Genomic DNA, 21,202 nt, shown 5'->3' with positions numbered 1-21,202 from the left:
GAAACAATGAATTGGAATTCAACAGAGTTCGTATGGCTCGACTGGGCCGTGCTCGCCATTGGCGTAATCGGCGTGATATGGGCAGTGTGGCATGCGATCGTTAAGGACAGAAAAGCTCAGAAAGGCGAAGATTCTTCTGCATACCTCTTTGGTAAGGGAGAGCCCTGGTACGTAATCGGTATGGCCATCTTCGCGGCCAACATCGGTTCCGAGCACCTTGTAGGTTTGGCAGGCACAGGCGCCAAGAGTGGTGTAGGTATGGCCCACTGGGAGATGCAGGGTTGGATGATCCTGATCTTGGGATGGCTGTTCGTACCATTCTATCAGTTGCTCATCAACAAGATGGGCAAGATCATCACCATGCCCGACTTTTTGAAATTTCGCTACACCCAGCGCACGGGTTCATGGCTGTCGATCATCACTCTCGTTGCCTATATTCTCACGAAGGTGAGCGTTACCGCCCTCACGGGAGGTATCTTCTTCGAGTACCTTTGGGGCCTGAACTTCTGGGCAGGAGCCATCGGCCTGATCGTCCTCACCACCATCTTCACCGTGTTCGGTGGCATGAAGGGCGTTATGACCCTCTCCACCATCCAGACACCTATCCTCGTCATCGGTTCGTTCCTCGTGCTCTTCCTCGGCCTCTCTACCCTCGGTGGTGGAAGCATCTCGGCCGGTTGGACCGACATGATGGACTATTGCAGCAAGCTGAACAACGGCTATGGCACAACCCACATGTTCCACTGGGAGCAGGGCGACTCCATGTATCAGGAGTATCCTGGCTTCGTAGTGTTCCTCGGCGCCACCATCATCGGTTTCTGGTATTGGTGCACCGACCAGCACATCGTTCAGCGTGTGTTGGGCCAGGTTCCTGGCGAAAGCAACGCTGAGGTGATGAAGCGCGCCCGCCGTGGCACCATCGCCGCAGGTTTCTTCAAGGTTCTTCCTTGCTTCATGTTCCTCATTCCTGGTATGATTGCCGCCGCCTTGGCTCAGAAGGGTGCCATTCAGATGAACGAGACCGATGCCGCCTTCGCCATCATGGTGAAGACCGTGCTGCCCGCAGGTATCAAGGGTATCGTAACCATCGGTTTCATCTGCGCTCTCGTGGCTTCGTTGGCCGCCTTCTTCAACAGCTGCGCCACCCTCTTCACCGAGGACTTCTACAAGCCCCTGAAGAAGGGCATGTCGGAGGCCCACTACGTGTTCGTAGGTCGTGTCGCCACGGTTGTCGTGGTGGTGCTTGGCTTCGCTTGGTTGCCCATCATGATGAAGATGGACACCTTGTATAATTACCTCCAGGGCATCCAGTCGCTGTTGGCTCCGGCAATGGTCGCCGTGTTCGCCATGGGTATCTTCTTCAAGAAGATCACGCCTAAGGCTGGTGAGTACACCATGATCGTGGGCTTCCTCATCGGAATGCTCCGCCTCGTGACCAACGTCATTACCGACACCGGCAAGTCCACCATGGACGGCGCCTTCTGGAACGCCACCACATGGTTCTGGCAGACCAACTGGCTGGTGTTCGAGTGCTGGTTGCTCGTGTTCCTCATCATCTTCATGGTTGTGGTGAGCTGCTTCACTCCCGCCCCAAGCAAGGAGCAGGTGGAAGCCATCACCTTCACATCCGACTTCAAGAAGTCGATCCGTGAGAGTTGGGGTGCCTTCGACATCATTGGCTCACTCCTCGTGATTGGCCTTTGCGCAGCATTCTACTGGTACTTCTGGTAAATCGGCAAGCAAGACTAACCCATACGCATTGCAAGTCTCTTTTGGAAACGCGTTTTCCAAAGAGGCTTGTACTGATTTGAAAAATAACCTATAAGCATGACTGAATTTTACAAAGAACACACAAAGTATTTCGTTTCCGTTGACTGCATAGTCTTCGGTTTTGATGGTTTTAAGCTTGAGGTGCTCATCGGCAAGCGCAAGATGGACCCCGGAAATGGCCAATGGTCGCTCCATGGTGACTTTGTGGAGCCCACCGAAAGTGTGGATGAAGCAGCCAACCGTGTGCTCTTCCAAATGACGGGCCTCAAGGACCAATACATGAAGCAGTCGGGGGCTTATGGCGCCATCGACCGCGACCCGGGAGAGCGTGTGGTGTCGGTGGCCTATTGCGCCCTCATCAACGTGAAAGACTACGATGAGTCGATGCTCACCAAATATGGTTTGGAGTGGGTGCCACTCGAGAAGTTGCCCCAGCTCTACTCCGACCACAACATCATGGTGAAAGACGCCGTCAAGATGCTTCGCAACCGCATCAAGACAGAGCCGTTGAGCTTCAACCTCTTGCCCGAGCTGTTCACGCTCACCCAGTTGCAGCATGTTTACGAGGCCATCCTGGGCCAGGAAATCGACAAGCGCAACTTCCGAAAGCGCATCAAGCAGATTGATGTCATCGAGAAGACCGAACACATCGACAAGTTGACATCGAAGCGTGGCGCCGCCTTGTATCGTTTCAACCAAGACGCTTACAACAACGACCAGACCTTCAGGCTTTAAGCAGCTTGGCCATAGGCCGAATAGGCTACACACCGCAGAGGCCCATGCCTGTTAGTCCATCCCATATTTGAACCATAAAAATTTAAAGGATATGTTAGAAGAATTAAAAGAAAAAGTATTCCAAGCCAACCTCGACTTGGTTAAGCACAATTTGGTGCTCTTCACCTGGGGCAATGTGTCGGGCATTGACCGTGAGAAAGGTCTTGTTGTCATCAAGCCCTCGGGCGTTAGCTACGACGACATGAAAGCCAGCGACATGGTGGTGGTCGACCTGCAGACAGGCAAGGTGGTGGAGGGCGACCTCAACCCCTCGAGCGACACTCCCACCCACTTGGAGCTTTATCGCAACTTCCCCGAGATTGGCGGTGTGGTTCACACCCATTCCACCTATGCCACGGCATGGGCCCAGGCAGGCCTCGACATCCCAAGCATCGGCACCACACACGCCGACTATTTCCACGACGCCATCCCCTGCACCGACGACATGACCGCCGACATGATGGCTGAGTATGAGCTCAACACGGGCGTGGTGATTGTCAACAAGTTTAAGAAAGACAACATCAACTATGTGCACACTCCCGGTGTGCTCGTCAAGAACCACGGTCCCTTCACCTGGGGCAAGAACGCCGACGAGGCCGTCTACCACGCCGTAGTGGCCGAGCAGGTGGCCAAGATGGCCTTTGTGTCGTTCACCGTCAACCCCAACACCACGATGAACCCCCTGTTGGTGGAGAAGCATTTCAACCGCAAGCACGGCCCCAACGCCTACTACGGTCAGAAGAAGAAATAACCAACCGTCAGGTCTCTGCCCCACCCCGGGCGGAGACGCTGACCCCACATAGCATTCAAGAACTTACTAATAATTAAAAACAAACAACTATGATTAAGGCATTCGAAAATTTAGAAGTGTGGTTTGTTACCGGCGCACAGCTCCTTTATGGAGGCGAGACAGTTAAGATCGTTGATGGCCACTCTAAGGAGATGGTCGATGGTCTGAACAATAGCGGCATCATTCCCATCAAGGTAGTATATAAGGGCACCGCCAACTCATCAGCCGAGGTGGAGGCCATCATGAAGGCATCCAACAACGACGACAAGTGCGTTGGTATCATCACCTGGATGCACACCTTCTCACCCGCCAAGATGTGGATCAAGGGCCTTCAGGCTCTGAAGAAGCCGCTCCTCCACTTCCACACACAGTATAACGCCGAAATTCCATGGAACGACATCGACATGGACTTCATGAACCTCAACCAGTCGGCTCACGGTGACATCGAGTTTGGCCACATCTGCACCCGCATGCGCGTGCCCCGCAAGGTTGTTGTGGGTTACTGGAAGAGCGAAGAGGCTCAGAAGCAGATCGCCACATGGGCCCGCGTTGCCGCTGGCGTTGCCGACGCCCACAACGTGCGCTGCCTGATGTTTGGTATGAACATGAACAACGTTGCCGTTACCGATGGCGACCGCGTAGAGTTTGAGCAGCGCCTCGGCTACCACGTCGACTACTATCCCGTTTCTTCATTGATGGAGTACTACAAGAAGGTGACCGACGCCGAGGCCGACGCCCTTGTTGAGGAGTACAAGAAGGCTTACACCATCAAGATCGACGAGTCGGGCGAGGAGGTTTATTGGGAGAAGGTGAAGAACTCTGCCAAGGCCGAGATCGCTCTCCGCCGCGTGCTCAAGGACGAGAACGCCACAGCTTTCACCACCAACTTCGACGACCTTGGCGACGCCGACATCAACGATCCCAACTTCTGCGGATTCGACCAGATTCCCGGCCTCGCTTCTCAGCGCCTGATGGCTGAGGGTTACGGCTTCGGCGCCGAGGGCGACTGGAAGACGGCTTGCCTCTATCGCACCCTGTGGGTGATGAACCAGGGCCTTTCTAAGGGTTGCTCATTCCTTGAGGACTACACCCTGAACTTCGCCGCCGATTGCACCTCATCGCTCCAGAGCCACATGCTCGAGGTGTGCCCACTCATTGCCACCGACAAGCCCAAGCTCGAGGTACACTTCCTCGGCATCGGCATCCGCAAGCAGCAGACCGCACGCCTCGTGTTCACATCCAAGACCGGCCATGGCATCAAGGCCACAGTTGTAGACCTTGGCAACCGCTTCCGTCTCATCACAAGCGAGGTGGAGTGCATCGAGCCCAAGCCCATGCCCAAGCTCCCCGTTGCCTCTGCCCTCTGGGTGCCCCAGCCTTCCTTCGAGGTGGGAGCCGGTGCATGGATCCTCGCTGGTGGCACACACCACAGCGCCTTCTCTTACGACATCACCGCCGAGTACTGGGACGACTTCGCTGAGATCTTAGGCATCGAGCATGTCAACATCGACAAGAACACCACGATCAGCGACTTCAAGCAGCAGCTCCGCAACAACGAGGTTTACTACATGCTTAACAAGGCTCTCAAGTAATATTGGCATGACAGCAAAAGACACTATACAGCAGGGCAAGGCCGTGCTTGGCATCGAGCTTGGTTCCACACGAATCAAGGCCGTGCTTATCGATGGCGACAACGCCCCCATCGCACAGGGCTCCCACACATGGGAGAACCAGTTGGAGAACGGCTTATGGACCTACAGCATCAAGTCGATCTGGGAAGGTGTGCAAGATTGCTACGCCACCCTTCGCAAGGATGTGATGGACCAGTATGGCATCGAGCTGGAGAACCTGGCAGCCATTGGCGTTAGTGCCATGATGCACGGCTACATGGCTTTCAACAAGAACCAGGAGATCTTGGTGCCTTTCCGCACATGGCGCAACACCAACACGGGCAAGGCAGCCGCCCGCCTGTCTGAGTTGTTCAATTTCAACATCCCCCTTCGTTGGAGCATCTCTCACCTCTACGAGTGCATCATCGACGGCGAGAGCCACGTGAAGGATATCGATTACCTGGCCACGCTCGACGCCTACATCCATTGGCAGCTGACGGGTGAGCGCGTCACCGGCATTGGCGACGCCTCGGGCATGCTTCCCATCGACCCCGACACCAAGGATTACGATGAGAAGATGGTGAAGAAGTTCGACACGCTCGTGGCTCCCAAGGGCTACCCCTGGAAATTGCGCGACATCCTCCCGAAGGTGCTCGTTGCCGGCCAGGAAGCCGGTTGCCTCACCGCCAAGGGCGCCAAGCTGCTCGACCCGTCGGGCCACCTGAAGGCAGGCATCCCCATGTGTCCTCCCGAGGGCGACGCCGGCACGGGCATGGCAGCCACCAACGCCGTTCGCCAGCGCACGGGTAACGTAAGTTGCGGCACCTCATCATTCTCGATGATTGTGCTCGAGAAGAACCTCAGCCAGCCCTATAAGAGCATCGATATCGTCACCACGCCCGACGGCGCACCCGTCGCCATGGTTCATTGCAACAACTGCACGAGCGACATCAACGCTTGGGTCAACATCTTCAAGGAGTGCCTGGAGGCCAACGGCCATAAGGTCGACATGGGCCAACTGTTCGTTACGCTCTTCCAGACAGCCCTCAAGGGCGACCCCAACTGCGGTGGCCTGATGGCCTACAACTACTTCTCGGGCGAGCCCGTGACAGGTCTCGACGAGGGTCGCCCCATGATTGTGCGCTCTCCCAACGATGTGTTCTCATTGGCCAACTTCATGCGCGCCAACCTCTATGGCGCCGTGGCCGTGCTCAAGATTGGCAACGACATCCTGTTCAAAGACGAGAAGGTTCAGGTAGACCGCCTCACGGGCCATGGTGGCTTCTTCACCACTCCCGAGGTGGGCCAACGCATCCTCGCCGCCGCCCTCAACCTGCCCATCTCCGTCATGAAGACCGCAGGCGAAGGTGGTCCTTGGGGTATGGCCCTCCTGGCATCTTACCTCGTCAACAGCAGCAAGCACCAGTCGCTTGCCGACTTCCTCGACCAGAAGGTCTTCGCCGGCAACAAGGGCACCGAGGTAACGCCCACCACCGAGGAGGTGGAAGGCTTCAACGCCTACATCGAAAGCTACAAGAAGGGTCTTGCCATTGAACAGGCCGCTGTTCAAAACAAAGACTAAAGCATAGACTGAAGAATGATCCGCAATCACCTGATTATCACACTCCTCTGCCATTTACCATGTATCGGAAACGTTACCTTCGGTAAGCACACAGGAGCCATGCTATGAAGGTTGGTTGCGGATTATTTTTACCATCACCTCTACCCCGACGAGCCATCGCCCGTCCCACCGACGCAAAACTCAAGAAAAACGTATTAAACACCAAAATACCCGCCAAATCCATCGTGGTTATAAATTTAAAATAGTAACTTTGTGCAATAAGAGGTATTTTTAACACATTACAAAACCAACAAAACTAAAATATTACAGCAATGAATGACATTCAAGTAATGAACCATGCAGCCGACAACATCCGTATCTTGGCTGCTTCCATGGTAGAGAAAGCCAAGTCAGGACACCCCGGTGGTGCTATGGGTGGCGCCGACTTCATCAACGTGCTCTTCTCCGAGTACATGGTTTGGGACCCCACAGACCCCACCTGGACCGGACGCGACCGCTTCTTCCTCGACCCAGGCCACATGAGCCCCATGCTTTATTCAGCGCTCACCCTTCAGGGCCGCTTCACCTTGGACGAGATCCAGGAGCTGCGCCAGTGGGGTTCACCCTGTCCCGGCCACCCCGAGCTCGACGTTGTTCGCGGCATTGAGAACTCGAGCGGTCCGCTCGGCCAGGGCCACGCCATGGCAGCCGGTGCCGCCGTCGCCGAGAAGTTCCTCGAGGCCCGTCTGGGATCCACCATGATGCAGCACACCATCTACGCCTACATCTCCGATGGCGCCGTGCAGGAGGAGATCTCGCAGGGTGTAGGCCGTCTCGCCGGCGTGCTGGGGCTCAACAACCTCATCATGTTCTACGACTCCAACGACATCCAGCTCTCCACCGAGTGCAACGAGGTCATGCAGGAGGACACCGCCGCCAAGTATCGCGCCATGAACTGGAATGTCATCGAAATCAACGGTAGCGATGTGGCCCAGATCCGCAAGGCCCTCGACGCCGCCAAGCAGGAGCAGGAGCGCCCCACCCTCATCATCGGCAAGACCGTTATGGGTAAGGGTGCGTTGAAGGCCGATGGCAGCAGCTACGAGCACAACGTGAAGACCCACGGCGCACCCCTGGGCGATGGCGCTTACGTCAACACCATCAAGCACCTGGGTGGCAATCCCGAGAACCCCTTCGTCATCTTCGACGATGTGAAGAAGCTCTATGCCGACCGTGCCGAGGAGCTCAAGGCCATCGTGGCCAAGCGCAAGGCCGCCGAGGTCGCCTGGGCCAAGGAGAACCCCGCGCTCAAGGCTCAGATGGACGAGTGGTTCAGCGGCAAGGCTCCCAAGGTCGATTGGAGCAAGGTGGAGCAGAAGGAAGGCTCTGCCACACGCGCCGCATCTGCCGCTTGCCTCGCCGAACTGGCCAAGCAGGTTCCCAACATGATCTGCGCCTCAGCTGACCTCTCCAACTCCGATAAGACCGACGGCTTCCTGAAGCAGACCCACGCCCTGAAGAAAGGCGACTTCAGCGGCGCCTTCTTCCAGGCCGGTGTGGCAGAGCTCACCATGGCCGACATGTGCATCGGCATGATGCTCCACGGTGGTGTCATCGCCGCCATGGGCACCTTCTTCGTCTTCTCCGACTATATGAAGCCCGCCGTTCGCATCGCCGCCCTGATGGGCGTTCCCGTGAAGTTCATTTGGACCCACGACGCCTTCCGCGTAGGTGAGGATGGTCCTACCCACGAGCCCGTGGAGCAGGAGGCCCAGATCCGCCTCATGGAGAAGTTGCAGAACCACAAGGGTCAGGACAGCGTTCGCGTGTTCCGTCCGGCCGACGCCGACGAGACCACCGTTTGCTGGGCCATGGCCATGGAGAACACAGACACCCCCACCGCGCTCATCCTCTCTCGCCAGGGCATCGCCAAGCTGCCCGCCGGCAACAATTATGAGGAGGCTCGCAAGGGAGCCTATATCGTGGCAGGTTCCGACGAGAACCCCGACGTCATCCTCGTGGCCAGCGGCTCTGAGGTGTCGACGCTCGAGTCGGGCTGCGAGGCCCTTCGCCGCGACGGCATCAAGGTACGCGTGGTGAGCGCTCCCTCCGAGGGCTTGTTCCGCCGCCAGTCGGCCGAGTACCAGGAGGCTGTTCTGCCCTACAACGTCAAGAAGTTTGGCATGACCGCCGGTCTCCCATGCACCCTCGAGGGCTTGGTGGGCATTGGCCCCAACAGCAAGGTGTTCGGCATGAAGAGCTTCGGCTTCTCAGCTCCCTACAAGGTGCTCGACGAGAAGTTGGGCTACACCGGCGAGAACGTGTACAACCAGGTGAAGGAGTTCCTGAACCGCTAACCGTTCCCCCATGGAGGTAAAGACCGTAGGCTTGGCCAGCGACCACGCTGGCTTCGCCTTAAAACAGTTTGTCAAGCAATACCTCGACGAGCGAGGCATCGCTTATAAGGATTATGGCACCCTCAGCGAGGAGAGCTGCGACTATCCCGACTTCGGCCACGCCTTGGCCAAGGGGGTGGAGCGCGGCGAGGTCTACCCCGGCATCGGCATCTGCGGATCGGGCGAGGGCATCGCCATGACGCTCAACAAGCACCAGGGCATCCGCGCTGGCCTGTGCTGGATGCCCGAGATCGCACATCTCATCCGCCAGCACAACGACGCCAACGTGCTTGTCCTGCCGGGCCGCTTCATCAACAACGACATGGCCCGCAAGATCCTCAACGAGTTTTTCGCCACCGATTTTGAGGGAGGGCGCCACCAGCGCCGCGTCGACAAGATTCCCGTACAGGGATAACAGGCCGACGCCCCAACCCCATCTATGCCATCAAGCCTTGCGTCCCCCCTATGGAGGCGCAAGGCTTTTTGCCCTACCCAGGCGTTCTGTTTTTAACCCCCACACCCCATCCTATCGCACGCATCATCCCACATGAAAAAGATTGTCATCCTCGATTTCGACGGCACCCTGGCCGACACCAAGCCCGTCATCGTCAAAACGTTCCACCGCACCCTCAGCGCCATGCACCTTCCTCCCCACACCGATGCCGAGATAGCGGCCACCATCGGCCTGCCCCTCCTCGAGGCGTTCCCCGTGTTGGAGCCCATGTCGGCGGGCATGGCCCAGGCGTGCACCCATTGCTACCGCCACATCTTCGAGGACGTCAACCGTGAGCTCGGCGTACCCATGTTCCCCCAAGTGGCAGCCACCCTCCGCCAGCTCCACGCCCGCGGCCTGCTGCTCACCATAGCCACCAGTCGCGGCCACCAGTCGGTATGCCAGTTTATACATACGTTCCACCTCAACCACATCATCAGCTATGTGGTGGGCGCCGAGGACGTAACGCTCGCCAAGCCCCACGCCGAGCCCGTCAGCAAGACGCTGGCCCACTTCTCCTTGGAGCCCGCCGACGCCGTGGTGGTGGGCGACACCCATTTCGACATCCTCATGGGCCGCAACGCAGGATGCGCCACCATTGGCGTAACCTATGGCAACGGATCGCGCCAAAGCCTGATGCAAGCAGGAGCCGACGCCATCGCCGACCACTTCGAGCAAATCGCAGACATGATAGAGTAAAAGGCTATTAAGATAGAGAAGAAATACAACAAGCGAGTGAAGAACCGACACAACGGTGCAGGCAACAAGCCCGCCCGCATGGTTGTTGGTGCTCTGATAGTGAAGCATGTTGAGAATCTTAGCGACGAGCGGCCATCCCTGCCATTCTGGAGAATCCCTACATGCAATACAAGGATTGTCATGTCGACTGTTATAACCACCCGCTTGGACGACCGCCCAAGGATGAAACGACCGCCACGCTGAGGACAAGAAGAGGGCCTTCGGCGAGTGGAACGAGGTGGAGGCCACATTCGGGACCTCCAAAAGGGTTTACCGGTCAAACGACATCAGGGCAAAACTTGACGACACGGCCGACACATGGATAGTAGGCTCTGTCATACTTTTATGGTTGCAGTTTACTAGTAGTCATTCCTCCTCTATTTCCTGCTCTGAGCGGAATTCAAAGATTAGTTCTGATGTAGGTATGTTGCATTCCTCGAACATTCCACGAAGTATGCTTATCTTGCTAGCTGTGCTATTGTCCGTCCATACATACAAACCCAGTGCAAGTTCGCGTCTCCCATCATCTTGTGTAGTTGAGAAACCGCATTTTTCGTTTGCACAAAGCCATTCTATGGTTGAACGCTTTTCTATCAGAATATGTCCGCATACTTGAATGAGCATTTCCTTCCAAGTATTGACTGTATATCTAACTCCATGAAGTATATACGCCTGAAGTTTCTTGCCTGTGAATTCATAGTCCTCATCGTCAAGTGACGCTGATTCCGCCTCACGTCTCAATGGTTCAAATGACGTTGTAGGCATAGGCCAAAGGCGCATAAACACACTCTGCAATTCTTTCTGACGTGCTTTCAATTCTGTTTCGGTCCACTGTTCGCACGATTTTACATAGTTGTTCAATCGAAACGCACTGTCTTTGAACCCCTTCTCCATGTCCCTTTTCTCAACAAATGAAAGATTGCTGTATTGAGAGTTATATCCAGTAAGGGTTAGGTTTGCCATCGTATGCAGATATTGCTCATGAATTCTTTCCCAATCATCCCCCAACGCAGTTTTCCACTTGTCAGACAAGGTTTGGGGCATGATATGCTCAATAGTAATATTCTTGTCTGTCAGTTCCCTCACCACGTCATGGCGCTCGTTGTTATCTTGGTTCTCCATGCGCTCAAGTATAAACATACGAGCATTAACTGGCATCTTATATACTTGGCGTGTCTTGAAATCACTCTTCACTTCCTCATCGGATGGAAATACAGAAGAGCGCCCCTTCTTTAGCAGGACGTATTTCAGCACGTCAATATATGAAGGTGCAGTCTCGTTACTTGCTGTGTTGACATGATTCAACACATCTCTGTGAAGTGTGGCAAACACCTTATTCAAAACATTAGACGGGAGATTGCAAATGATTCTGCGTGCCCAGTAGGCTTCAATGACATCAAGAACTTGGTAGATTTCTGTTTCTTCCAATCCTACTTTAGTTGCATAGTCGAAGAATGCCATAAAGAAAGGATAAGCAATAGTAGAATCCAACGTTCTGAGCTGGTTCAACTTTCTATTCAGCTTGACTGTACCTACTTCTGCATTGTCAACTTGGCTGTAAATCTTAGCGTAGTGATGCATATCTTCCAAGAGCGTAGCTCTGTCAATGTTTGCGGTCTCTGCATACTCCTTGAATATGAAGTAGATCTTATCAATACGACCAATCTTGCCTTGTTTCATGGTTAGGTAGTCACGCACAAAAGATGATGGGTCGTACTTAGTAAATTCTTCTATAGGATTCCAAAAACGGGTATAAAGATTGTCCTGCTCGGTAGGTGCAAGTGACATCAAGAGATAGTTGCGTATCTTGTCTGCTTCGCTCAAGTCAAGACCCGTAGAGTTCAGACTTTCAAAAATCAGTTGCGGGTCATCATCTTCGTCAAGACGTATGTTGATAACTTCGAGTTTCTTGATGGTCTCAAAGAGCTCGTCAAGGGTTAAACCGGCACGAGTTATCTTGTCATAGAAGAAATCGTAGTTGCGAGTTACGTTCGACTCCTTGATATATTGGTCTTTGGGCTTATACAGCAACGCATCGAAGGCCTGCATGTCTTTCTTGATGGGCTTAAGTTTCACCTTGCGCTCATCCTCCTGATATTCATCCACAAGATAGCGCTTGAAGATTTTCTCAACAAGCTTTGTGTCAGTAGCCTCTATCAGCCTTTCTTTCTTGGCGTTTACCATAGCTATCAGCAGCAACGAAACGGTTGTGATTCGCTGCTGACCATCAATGATGAATCTATCTTCTGTTCCCGCCTGAATACTTGACACGATGCTTCCAAAGAAGTGGCTCTTGCGGTCACTATTATGGAGCTTCATCAAGTCTTGGAACAACTGCTCGCAGTTTCCCTCCTTCCAGTCATAGTTGCGCTGATACAGAGGTATGATGAATCGCTTGTCAGATCCATCAAAGAATTTTATCAGAGGTTGTGCGTCGCCTTTCATTATGTTATTTCCCTATTATCATTTGTTCTATTTCTTTTTTGGCATTTTCTACGATTGCCTTACCTTCCTCTTGGAGTGTTTTGGCTCGCTGGCGAATTGTGTAGATATGACTTGCAATTTTATGTTGTTTTACAAGTGGAGGTAGGGGTACGAGGATTGTCGAAATCTCTTCTAGATTGATATTTGCTCTTGCAACAGGTCTTTTCAAGCGATTTAATGACAATTGCCCAATTGAAGATTTAATTACTTCTTTAATATAGTGAATATCATTTCCATCCTTAAGTCTTACCAAAGCAATGGCCTGATTAATATTGGCATCTCTTTTATCTAAATATATTCCTACTTGACCAATTGTTGCGCCAACTATTGCAATCATCAAATCATTTGGCTTAACCTGAGATGACTTCATAATAGTATTATGTATTTCAGGCTTAATATACAGCAGTTCATTAAAATTCAAATCTCCGTTTATGTCTATATTTCCACTTCTAACAAATGGAATTCCCAACTCTTTGTTTTCTGTATATGCGTCTCCTCCTGATTTTGGTGTAATGCCACTAGTAATAAGTATTGATAAGCTTTTTAAAGGAAATACCGGATATTTTCCTAAATAAAGAGACGAAAATGCATCAACAAAATGCTTTTGTGAGTAGTATGGATCGAATCTTCCTTCCAATTTATTTCTATTCACAAGAAATATTCTGCTCTTCAAATCTGTTTTAATTTCAGGAAGAGTAATGCCAAGTTCATTCAGTATGTACGTATCAATACTTTCCAATAGCTGTTGGGCTTCAGACTCCTTTTGTTTCTTTAATTTAATAGCTCTTTCAATATGACTAAAATCAATTCTTTCAATTATTGGTATGGCCTTTACAGAAGGATAGTCAAGAGCAGGTCTTGTTCCTCCAGTAGAATGACGGGAAGCAATCTTTTCAATCATGTCAAGATTAAGATAATGAGCAAGATATTTGCTGATTTCTTTATTCTTAGTCTTTATGACTATCATATGCTGGTTAGTATTACCAACAAATCCTTTGGGAGCGACTGAAGCAATAGCCATTCTTCCGACTCCAGTAATTTTTACTAACAAATCGCCCTCTTCAACTTGACTTCGCCGCAACATCCCTTCATGTGCTTCTTTTGTTATATAAACACAATCATCAAACAATACAGAACCATCCTGGCATAAATTTTGAACACGTAAGAATGGAATACCATTCTCTTTATCAGAATAGTATTTGTCTCCTTCTGTCTTTTTAGGCGTAGCTCCTCCAGCTATATAAAGTGCAAAGTCTCGCAATTTCTTAGTTGACTTCTTACGAATAATGTGTTCTATTTCTACAATAGAAGGCTTGTAGAATTCAGGTTCAAGTCTCCCCTCAATCTCCGATCGTTTAACGATGAAGATTTTGTTTCTGTCAATATGTTTTGGTACTTGATACATCATTTCGATATGAGGTTGATTATGAACTTTTTTAATTCTTCTCCTATTACTTCCAGTTCGTTGTTTTTTGTCTTTTTGCCAGTTGCATCATATCCAATTTCTTCAGCTATAGCCATGAAAATGGAGTAATCTGGCAAATCCGACTGCTTTCTTTGCTGATATTCTTCAACAAGTTTATACTTTAATTCATCAATTTTTGAAGCATACTCAGCCTGCATCTCTGCGTTCCATGATTTGAATTCGTCTGTTTTCTTTATCTCTGTAGCAGAAGTGAGTTGGCGATTTCTCATTGATGCAACCTTTTCCTTTTGCTTCTGTTTGATTTCCCTATCCCAAAGGTTTCGAGTTGCAAGATAGTTTGTTTTACTCAATAGATTATCTTCAATAGACTTCTTTTTAGCAACCAACTTTTCTGTATGTTCCTTGGACCACTTTTGAAGGAAAAGCACTGAACTTTTCACGCCAGCACCATTTGCAGTAAAAGCTGTTTGTGGCATACTTACTACTGCGACTATGCGGAACCAGTCTTCTATCTGAGTGCGAACAAATTGCATACTGCTATTAGTGAGAATACCATCAGGAAGGACAATAGCAAGAATGCCATTTTCCTTTAAGAAGTGGTAATCTTGTTCAATAAATAACACTTCACTCTGCTGACCATCACGGGTATCATCACCTGTTCTTGACCTTACTGCAAGCCAGTCTTCTTCCTTCTTACCCAACATATAGGTTTTGAGATATGCCTGCTCTGTCTGTCGAATAGTGCTACCAAAAGGTGGATTGGTAATGATGAAGTCGAAGGTTTCATATTCAAAACCATTATTACCCGTACGCGCCTTGATGTCTGCATCAGAAACAAGACCGTCAGACGTAATGACATTAGTATGACCATCATCATGGATAATCATGTTCATCTTTGCAGCTCGTGAGATTTGTTCATTAATTTCTATACCAAACAGATTTTTCTCAGCAAAGTCGTGCCAATAAGTGTACCACTTTCCATATTGCCTCGTATCATTCTTATAATTCGGATAATATTCTGTTGCTTGTTCTCTCACCTTGTTGAGAGCATAGAGCAAGAATCCACCACTACCGCATGATGTATCAAGTACCTTTGATTCATTGGTAATCGGAAGAACGTCAACAATGAATTTCACTATTTCACGTGGTGTAAAGTACTGTCCAAAATTTCCACGGAAGAATGAACCCATAAAAGTCTCAAAAGCACGTCCTTTGCTATCAAGGTCAGTTTCGCTTAGGTTGACGCTTTCTAGATAACTCACAACAGTCCTCATTTTTTCTGGTGCCAAACGAATATCGTCACGAAAAACTTCAGCATCTTTTTTGCGTCCCTCTTCGTACAATGCTTTGATACGATTGTGAAGGTTCTCATTTTCCTTAATACGGCGTTTGGTTTCATCAGGCACTTCGCTTTTTGAAACAGTAATTATTTGAAAGTCATAAGGCTCTCCTACCTTTCTTGGCTTACGCTCATCCCAAATTTTACAGAAGATAAGTTTGTCCAGTTCATCGAAGGCTTCAGAAGGATTAAGTTGTCCACCTGCCCAAAGAGCCTCGTGTGCAAGTTTAAAACGTCGTGTTAAATCCACTTGTTCTATAACCGCCAGACCGAAGAACTTAGGCTTTCCTGGTATATCAGGCAAGTATTCTGCGCCATAGACATACTTATAGTTGGCAACTTCACGGATACCATATTGAGGAATATCTGGAAGTTGATTTCTTGTGTTTTGTGATTTGTCAACTTCAAAATAATCATTCTTAATTCCAGATGTAATCCAAACATATTTTACTTCGTTAGGTAGCGCAAACGCATAACTATATGCCTGGTTGATAGCCTGTTGAAATTCAGCCTCGCTTACGTCCTGTTTCTTGCATTCAACAAGAATTAGTGGCTTAACACAAACCTCATCCTCAAAAACGACAATATCTGCTTCTTTTACTTCACTACCCATAGTGACAGGTTCAAACTGCTTGATTTGTCTCTCTGGATAGTTATAGTCTATAACCAATTGCAGAAAAGCCAATGCTTGGACTTTTTCTTCTGGGTTGTTATAGTTTCTCTCTTTGCCTTGGTAGCAATATTTAATTCGAGAATTATCTTCATTAAAAGAAATAAGTCCTTTTTCAATTCCAATCTGTATATAATCTTTCATCTTGACTGTTGCTATAAATATTACTCAATCACACTCTTCTTCCAAGTCTTTGCCTTCTCCGTTAGACGGTACATCTGTTTTGGATGATTAGGCTGTTCTGGATATTTCCGTTCAATACTACCATCTGCCAGTGCAGGAGCGATATAACTATCATGCATTGTTTTGCGTCTGACTATTGAACATAGTTTCATCATCTCAGAAACATCAATATAATCATCGTTCATTACTGCCAATAATTTTTCTACTTGGGCGGTACTTGGGCGGTACTTGGGCGGTCAAACTCCTTTTCTGTTGTCCACTCCGCCATCAATGTTGCTTTCAAAATGAATGCATCAATGTGGAATGATGGGATGGCGCAGCCTTTTGTCTCCAACTCATTGCAGATACGGTCAATGCCCTCGCCAAACTCTTTGACATACTTGAATGCTCTTGCAGTCGAACGTCTGACATTCTTTGCGAACCAGTATTTCTTCTATTGCCATATTCTGTTAATTTTTCTTCTTTCTGAATGTTTTCTTCTGTCTTCTCCCGAGATGGCATATCAGGCAGGGCTTCAAAGCGAACGAGGTCGTTCATATCTACATTGAGCAGTTTGGCTATCTGCATTATGGTCTCAAGTGAAGGCTGTGCCAAGTTGGCACACCACTTGCTGACTGTTGCAGGATCTTTACCTAATTGCATGGCTAACCAGAGGTTGGTCTTTCCCTTGTCAACCAACATGAACTTTGTTCTATTTATCCTGCCGTCCATATTGACACATTATTAATATAGATAAATGCAAAATTAATATAATATCTTGTGAAACGTGCAATAATATCTAAAAAGTAGCATGCATGATTCTTTTTTATAGTGTATTATGCATTATTTAGCCTAAATAAAGGAGTTTCTGTAGTAAGTGTAATAGCTAAAAAGAAAACATCGCTATCCCACCGTAGAGTTCTCTTTGGTATGTATGGCAACAAACTACAAAATCAACGCTTAGCGGGCCCAATGATATTGGCCTGTAAGAAACTTTGTTATAAAATATGGTCAAAAAATTGTGTCGGTTTTTTGCATGAACCAGAGAGCGGGAACGCCGTTTTTGCAAGATAGGCGTAGCGAAAATGAGCTCAGCGGTTGGCGTTTGGCATGTATCGAGTTGCGAAAGATGGCTAACCGTGCCTCGATTGGGAAGGGTTCGCTGTGCGGTTAGGCATGTTTTGAGGGACGAAACATGCCTAACGGCAAGGCAAAATGTTGAATGAGGACTGCCGAACACAAAGCAACCAACACAACACGTTGATTGTTAGGAAATTACAAAACCATGCCAAAAATCGTGTAATTGCCGCGAATGTTAGCGTCGTGGAAAAGAAACGTGTAGATTTGGCTATAGATTGTTTACCCATTTCACAACACATCGCTACCCCGCCCTTCGCACCCTCCATGCAGGGGTTAGCGAGCGGTGAAAGAAGCGTGTCGTGGCTTGTTGGGGGGCGTTTTTCCTATCGCATATCTGCCTCTACGAAGGAGAGTGGCAGCAGGTCGCGCACGCTTTTCAGCCTATAGACCCCATCGGTTCCGCAGAGCAGTATTTCGATGGGTTGCTGGTATCGGTCCTCTATCTCGAGAATTACTTGCCTGCAGGCTCCGCAAGGCGACACGGGCTTGGCTCTCAGCCCATTGTTGTCGGCTGCCGCAATGGCCAAGCACTTGATGGGCTGCTCGGGGTAGTTGGCTTGTGCTCCGAAGATGGCGGTTCGCTCGGCGCAGAGCCCGGAGGGATAGGCTGCGTTCTCCTGGTTGGCTCCTATCACGATGCGTCCGTCGTTGAGCCTCAGGGCGGCTCCCACCCTGAACCCACTATATTTGGCGTAGGCGTTGCTGGTGGCCTTGGCGGCCGCTTGCACCAGTTGTGCCTCCTCGGCAGATAGTTCGTCTTGTTGGCAATAATCCATGTGGATTTCGATGGTCAGTTTTTCCATGTCTTAGGTTTTTGCTCGTTGTTGGTGTTTTACTCTGTTTTCGGCTCTATCCACTCGAAGGCTCCCACGTCGGGCTTGTCGTCGCGCTTTCGCCCCTTTCTGTCGGTTGGCAGCGCCGTTTGGGGGTTGGCCTTTCCGATGGCGGAGGAGAGCGAGGAGAGCTCGAAGTTATAGATGAGGTTGTCGGTGTCGATATTGGCGAAATGCTTGTCTCCGCAATGGGTGGTGTCTGCCACGTCCTCAAACACCACCTGCGTGAAGCGCACGCTATCGGCCGTGGTGACCTTGGGTGTGCGTAGGATGCAATGGTCGAAGAGGTACTGGAAGGCCACGGCCGTATCGCCCGCCTCGCCCATCAGCACGTCGTCGGCATAGCCTGTTACGAGCGTGTTGCTCACCGAGAGGTTGACGAGCGGCGCCTGCGTGGATGTGAACTGCAGGGCCGCTCCTCGCCTTGCGTCGAAGGGGTAGAACTGTGCGAGGGTGCACTGGTTGAGGGTGGCGTTGCCGCCATCGATGCGCAGGCAGCTCTCGAGCGTGTTGGTTATCTGGCTGTTGAGAAGCGTGAGCTTGGCGTGGATGGCGTGGAGGCCATAGCCTTGGCAGTTGTGGATGGTGGAATGGTCGAGGGTGAGCTTCTGGAGCTCCACATCCGACGAGTCGGCCACCACGCCATGGTAGGCGCTATGGATATCGATGAACGCCAGGTGGTTGTTGTAGCTCGACGCATAGAGCCTGACGCCCTGCCATTGCCCCGGCACGCGGTCGTAAGGAAGGTAATCGAACATGCGGTCGATGCGGTCGCCGCGCAGCACCACCTCGCGCCCCTCCTCGCCGAGGGTCTTGAGGGTGCCGCGGACGTTCATGCCCGCGTCGTTGTGGAAATAGAGGGTGGTGCCCGGTGCTATGGTGAGCGTGGCTCCGCTGTCGACCTCCACGCCACCGTAGATGATGATGGGTTTCTGCTGGGCGCTGATGAGCGAGTCGCGGGTGATGTGTACGTTCGTTAATTTCAGCGCGTCCCAGGTGTAGGCCCTGAGGTTCACCTTCTGCTCAACCCCACTCTCCAACGTGAAGATGAGGTCGTCTTGGCATAGCTGCGGGTCGGGCTTCCCATTCTCGGGCGAGGTGAGCTCCACAAACACGCGTATGCTATCCTTGTTGCGCACCTCGATGCCAGAGGCGGCATAGCCAGACGATGGTGCGAGGTATTGGCCGTCGACGTTTACCCGGAAGCCCGTTGCCGCACCGTTGGCGAGGCGCACGCTTTGGCAGCGCAGCCCGTCGCCCGAATGGTTGTAGACCCAGAAGGACCGGGTTGCCGTGGGCACGTTGGAGAAAACGGTGTCGATGTTGACGGTGTCGACCGAGAGGGTCAGCACATGAGAGGGTGCGGTGGTGAAGCTGTCGTCGTCGGTGCACGACGAGAGGACGCCCAGCAACATCATGACACACATATATATTGTTTGTTTCTTCATGCTTATATAACGCTCGAACGGTCATAATATTGTATGGCACAACGGGCGCACCGCATGTTTTTGGGTTGCGTGGCCCACATGGCGCACGCATCATGGCGCACGCATCATGGCAAAAAGTTTGGGTAAGCGAACAAATATGGCTAATTTTGCAGAACAATAGCAAAACGGAAAATGGAACTCACCTATCTATATCATAGCGGCTTTGTGGTGGAAACCGATTGCTGCGTGTTGGTCTTCGACTACTGGATGGACCCCGCCAACGTCATGGAACGCTTCGTGACCCCCTGCGGCGACAAGCACGTGTATGTGTTTGTGAGTCATTTTCACAGGGACCATTTCAACAAGCACATCTTCGGGTGGCGGGAGGCGAACCCTCGCGCAGCCTTTACCTACCTGCTATCGCGCGACATCCTCGACCACCATTGTGCCGCCAAGGAGGCTGCCGACGCTTGGATGGAGAAGGGCGACCAATGGCACGACCACAACATTAGCGTGACGGCCACAGGAAGCAACGACAGCGGGGTGAGCTGGGTGGTGGAGGTGGAGGGGAAACGCCTTTTCCACGCTGGCGACCTCTGCAACTGGTATGCCCGTTTCGTTTCCGACAACACGCCCGGAGCCATCTACAGCCACGAGTTTGGCATGTGGGTGAACCCTGCCGAAGAGGAGCGGAGGTTCTTGCAAGAGCTCAACGACATAGGTGAGGTGTGCCCAACGGTCGACATCGCCATGTTTCCCGTGGATGGCCGCATAGGCAACGGCTACACGCTGGGCGCAAGGCAGTTGATAAGCCGCCTTCGCGTGAAGTTGCTGGTGCCGATGCACTTTGTGATGAGTGGCTTTGAGAGCGCGTGGCGCATGGAGCCCTACTGCGCGGAGCGGGGCGTTACGTTCTGGAAGGTCAGGAGGGAGGGCGACCGCCTGACGGTCATCGACGACTGGGCGATACGGCAAGCCACCCTGGCCGACCTACCCCACCTGCTCGGCATCTTCGCCATGGCGCGCAAATACATGGCGGAGCATGGCAACCCCACGCAATGGACCGATGGCTACCCGAGCGAGCCACTGATAAGCGACGACATAGCGAGCGGCGACTGCTATGTGTGCGTGCGGGCAAACAAGATTGTGGCTACGTTTGTGCTTCGCGAAGGTGTGGATCCCACCTACGAGGTGATAGAAGAGGGGGCGTGGCCCAACGACGACCCATACGCCACCATTCATCGCATAGCCTCGAACGGCAAGGTGAAAGGCGTGGTGAGCCTGGCAATAAAATTCGCCCTACAACACCACGACACGCTACGCCTCGACACGCATCGCGACAACATCGTGATGCAACGAGCGATAGAAAAAGAGGGGTTCGAATATTGTGGGGTGATCCATTGTGCGGGGCATAAGTGGCAAGCGGCGGGCGGCTCCGGCGACGCGACCCAACAACGCGACCCAACAACGGAGCGGCTGGCATATCTACTCAGCAAGAAAGCACCCTCCCCAATCGGCCGTTAGACCGATTGGGGGTTAAATGCATAGATGAGATAGGGAATGGCCACCCAGCCAACCAATAGGCAGCC

14 protein-coding genes and 2 pseudogenes are annotated in these 21,202 nt (G+C 51.4%); 9 read left to right on the top strand and 7 right to left on the bottom strand.

Annotated features, from left to right (window positions below; all coding sequences use genetic code 11):
- Positions 1-6: 6 nt before the first annotated feature.
- From KM934_RS03245 to KM934_RS03210, 8 genes are all read left to right on the top strand, one after another.
- On the top strand, positions 7-1,731 hold the full coding sequence (locus KM934_RS03245; RefSeq protein ID WP_215759179.1) for a sodium:solute symporter family transporter: 1,725 nt from the start codon (positions 7-9) through the stop codon (positions 1,729-1,731).
- A 96-nt stretch (positions 1,732-1,827) separates the two neighbouring features.
- Positions 1,828-2,505, top strand: coding sequence for an NUDIX hydrolase (locus tag KM934_RS03240; RefSeq protein ID WP_215759178.1), 678 nt, complete (start codon positions 1,828-1,830; stop codon positions 2,503-2,505).
- A 91-nt stretch (positions 2,506-2,596) separates the two neighbouring features.
- Entirely contained in the window at positions 2,597-3,295 is a 699-nt protein-coding gene (locus KM934_RS03235) for an L-ribulose-5-phosphate 4-epimerase (protein WP_215759177.1), read from the top strand.
- A gap of 89 nt (positions 3,296-3,384) precedes the next feature.
- Complete coding sequence (araA, locus tag KM934_RS03230) at positions 3,385-4,926, top strand: L-arabinose isomerase (RefSeq protein ID WP_215759176.1); 1,542 nt, start codon at positions 3,385-3,387, stop codon at positions 4,924-4,926.
- A gap of 7 nt (positions 4,927-4,933) precedes the next feature.
- Entirely contained in the window at positions 4,934-6,526 is a 1,593-nt protein-coding gene (locus KM934_RS03225; RefSeq protein ID WP_215759175.1) for a xylulokinase, read from the top strand.
- A gap of 311 nt (positions 6,527-6,837) precedes the next feature.
- Positions 6,838-8,862 (top strand): transketolase family protein, encoded by a 2,025-nt coding sequence (locus tag KM934_RS03220; protein WP_215759174.1) that lies wholly within the window; start codon positions 6,838-6,840, stop codon positions 8,860-8,862.
- A gap of 10 nt (positions 8,863-8,872) precedes the next feature.
- The gene (gene rpiB / locus KM934_RS03215; RefSeq protein ID WP_215759173.1) at positions 8,873-9,316 is read left to right on the top strand and encodes a ribose 5-phosphate isomerase B; all 444 of its coding nucleotides are present in this window, start codon (positions 8,873-8,875) and stop codon (positions 9,314-9,316) included.
- Between the two features lie 132 nt (positions 9,317-9,448).
- The gene (locus tag KM934_RS03210; RefSeq protein WP_215759172.1) at positions 9,449-10,093 is read left to right on the top strand and encodes an HAD family hydrolase; all 645 of its coding nucleotides are present in this window, start codon (positions 9,449-9,451) and stop codon (positions 10,091-10,093) included.
- Between the two features lie 405 nt (positions 10,094-10,498).
- On the opposite strand, the gene KM934_RS03205 is transcribed toward KM934_RS03210, so the two are convergent.
- The 7 genes and pseudogenes from KM934_RS03205 to KM934_RS03175 all read right to left on the bottom strand — a co-directional run bounded on the left by KM934_RS03205 (position 10,499) and on the right by KM934_RS03175 (position 19,634).
- A complete protein-coding gene (locus KM934_RS03205) occupies positions 10,499-12,577 on the bottom strand; it encodes a DUF262 domain-containing protein (protein ID WP_215759171.1) in 2,079 nt (692 codons plus the stop codon).
- Positions 12,578-12,581: 4 nt separating this feature from the next.
- Positions 12,582-14,024, bottom strand: coding sequence for a restriction endonuclease subunit S (locus KM934_RS03200; protein WP_215759170.1), 1,443 nt, complete (start codon positions 14,022-14,024; stop codon positions 12,582-12,584).
- Complete coding sequence (locus KM934_RS03195) at positions 14,021-16,195, bottom strand: restriction endonuclease subunit M (protein ID WP_215759169.1); 2,175 nt, start codon at positions 16,193-16,195, stop codon at positions 14,021-14,023. Before KM934_RS03195 ends, KM934_RS03200 begins: the two co-directional genes overlap by 4 nt.
- Before the next feature lie 20 nt (positions 16,196-16,215).
- A pseudogene (locus tag KM934_RS03190) lies at positions 16,216-16,431 on the bottom strand (Fic family protein); the annotation flags it as partial.
- Positions 16,432-16,756: 325 nt separating this feature from the next.
- A pseudogene (locus KM934_RS13120) lies at positions 16,757-16,945 on the bottom strand (helix-turn-helix transcriptional regulator); the annotation flags it as partial.
- 731 nt (positions 16,946-17,676) lie between these two features.
- Positions 17,677-18,156 (bottom strand): cytidine deaminase, encoded by a 480-nt coding sequence (cdd, locus tag KM934_RS03180; protein WP_215759166.1) that lies wholly within the window; start codon positions 18,154-18,156, stop codon positions 17,677-17,679.
- Positions 18,157-18,185: 29 nt separating this feature from the next.
- Positions 18,186-19,634, bottom strand: coding sequence for a choice-of-anchor Q domain-containing protein (locus tag KM934_RS03175; RefSeq protein WP_215759165.1), 1,449 nt, complete (start codon positions 19,632-19,634; stop codon positions 18,186-18,188).
- Between the two features lie 171 nt (positions 19,635-19,805).
- On the opposite strand from KM934_RS03175, the gene KM934_RS13270 reads away from it, so the two are divergent.
- Positions 19,806-21,137, top strand: coding sequence for an MBL fold metallo-hydrolase (locus tag KM934_RS13270; RefSeq protein WP_317192657.1), 1,332 nt, complete (start codon positions 19,806-19,808; stop codon positions 21,135-21,137).
- Positions 21,138-21,202: the final 65 nt, after the last annotated feature.

Source organism: Hallella faecis (assembly GCF_018789675.1).
GTDB lineage: Bacteria > Bacteroidota > Bacteroidia > Bacteroidales > Bacteroidaceae > Prevotella > Prevotella faecis.
Note: the sequence above shows the minus strand (reverse complement) of the source record. Positions and strands in the feature narration are given on the sequence as shown.

Excerpts from the sequence above, each read along its gene's own strand:
- KM934_RS03175 (WP_215759165.1), bottom strand. The coding sequence starts at position 19,634 with ATGAAGAAACAAACAATATATATGTGTGTCATGATGTTGCTGGGCGTC.
- KM934_RS03205 (WP_215759171.1), bottom strand. The coding sequence starts at position 12,577 with ATGAAAGGCGACGCACAACCTCTGATAAAATTCTTTGATGGATCTGAC.
- KM934_RS03245 (WP_215759179.1), top strand. The coding sequence starts at position 7 with ATGAATTGGAATTCAACAGAGTTCGTATGGCTCGACTGGGCCGTGCTC.
- rpiB (WP_215759173.1), top strand. The coding sequence starts at position 8,873 with ATGGAGGTAAAGACCGTAGGCTTGGCCAGCGACCACGCTGGCTTCGCC.
- KM934_RS03220 (WP_215759174.1), top strand. The coding sequence starts at position 6,838 with ATGAATGACATTCAAGTAATGAACCATGCAGCCGACAACATCCGTATC.
- cdd (WP_215759166.1), bottom strand. The coding sequence starts at position 18,156 with ATGGAAAAACTGACCATCGAAATCCACATGGATTATTGCCAACAAGAC.
- KM934_RS03210 (WP_215759172.1), top strand. The coding sequence starts at position 9,449 with ATGAAAAAGATTGTCATCCTCGATTTCGACGGCACCCTGGCCGACACC.
- KM934_RS03195 (WP_215759169.1), bottom strand. The coding sequence starts at position 16,195 with ATGAAAGATTATATACAGATTGGAATTGAAAAAGGACTTATTTCTTTT.
- KM934_RS03200 (WP_215759170.1), bottom strand. The coding sequence starts at position 14,024 with ATGATGTATCAAGTACCAAAACATATTGACAGAAACAAAATCTTCATC.
- araA (WP_215759176.1), top strand. The coding sequence starts at position 3,385 with ATGATTAAGGCATTCGAAAATTTAGAAGTGTGGTTTGTTACCGGCGCA.
- KM934_RS13270 (WP_317192657.1), top strand. The coding sequence starts at position 19,806 with ATGGAACTCACCTATCTATATCATAGCGGCTTTGTGGTGGAAACCGAT.
- KM934_RS03225 (WP_215759175.1), top strand. The coding sequence starts at position 4,934 with ATGACAGCAAAAGACACTATACAGCAGGGCAAGGCCGTGCTTGGCATC.
- KM934_RS03240 (WP_215759178.1), top strand. The coding sequence starts at position 1,828 with ATGACTGAATTTTACAAAGAACACACAAAGTATTTCGTTTCCGTTGAC.
- KM934_RS03235 (WP_215759177.1), top strand. The coding sequence starts at position 2,597 with ATGTTAGAAGAATTAAAAGAAAAAGTATTCCAAGCCAACCTCGACTTG.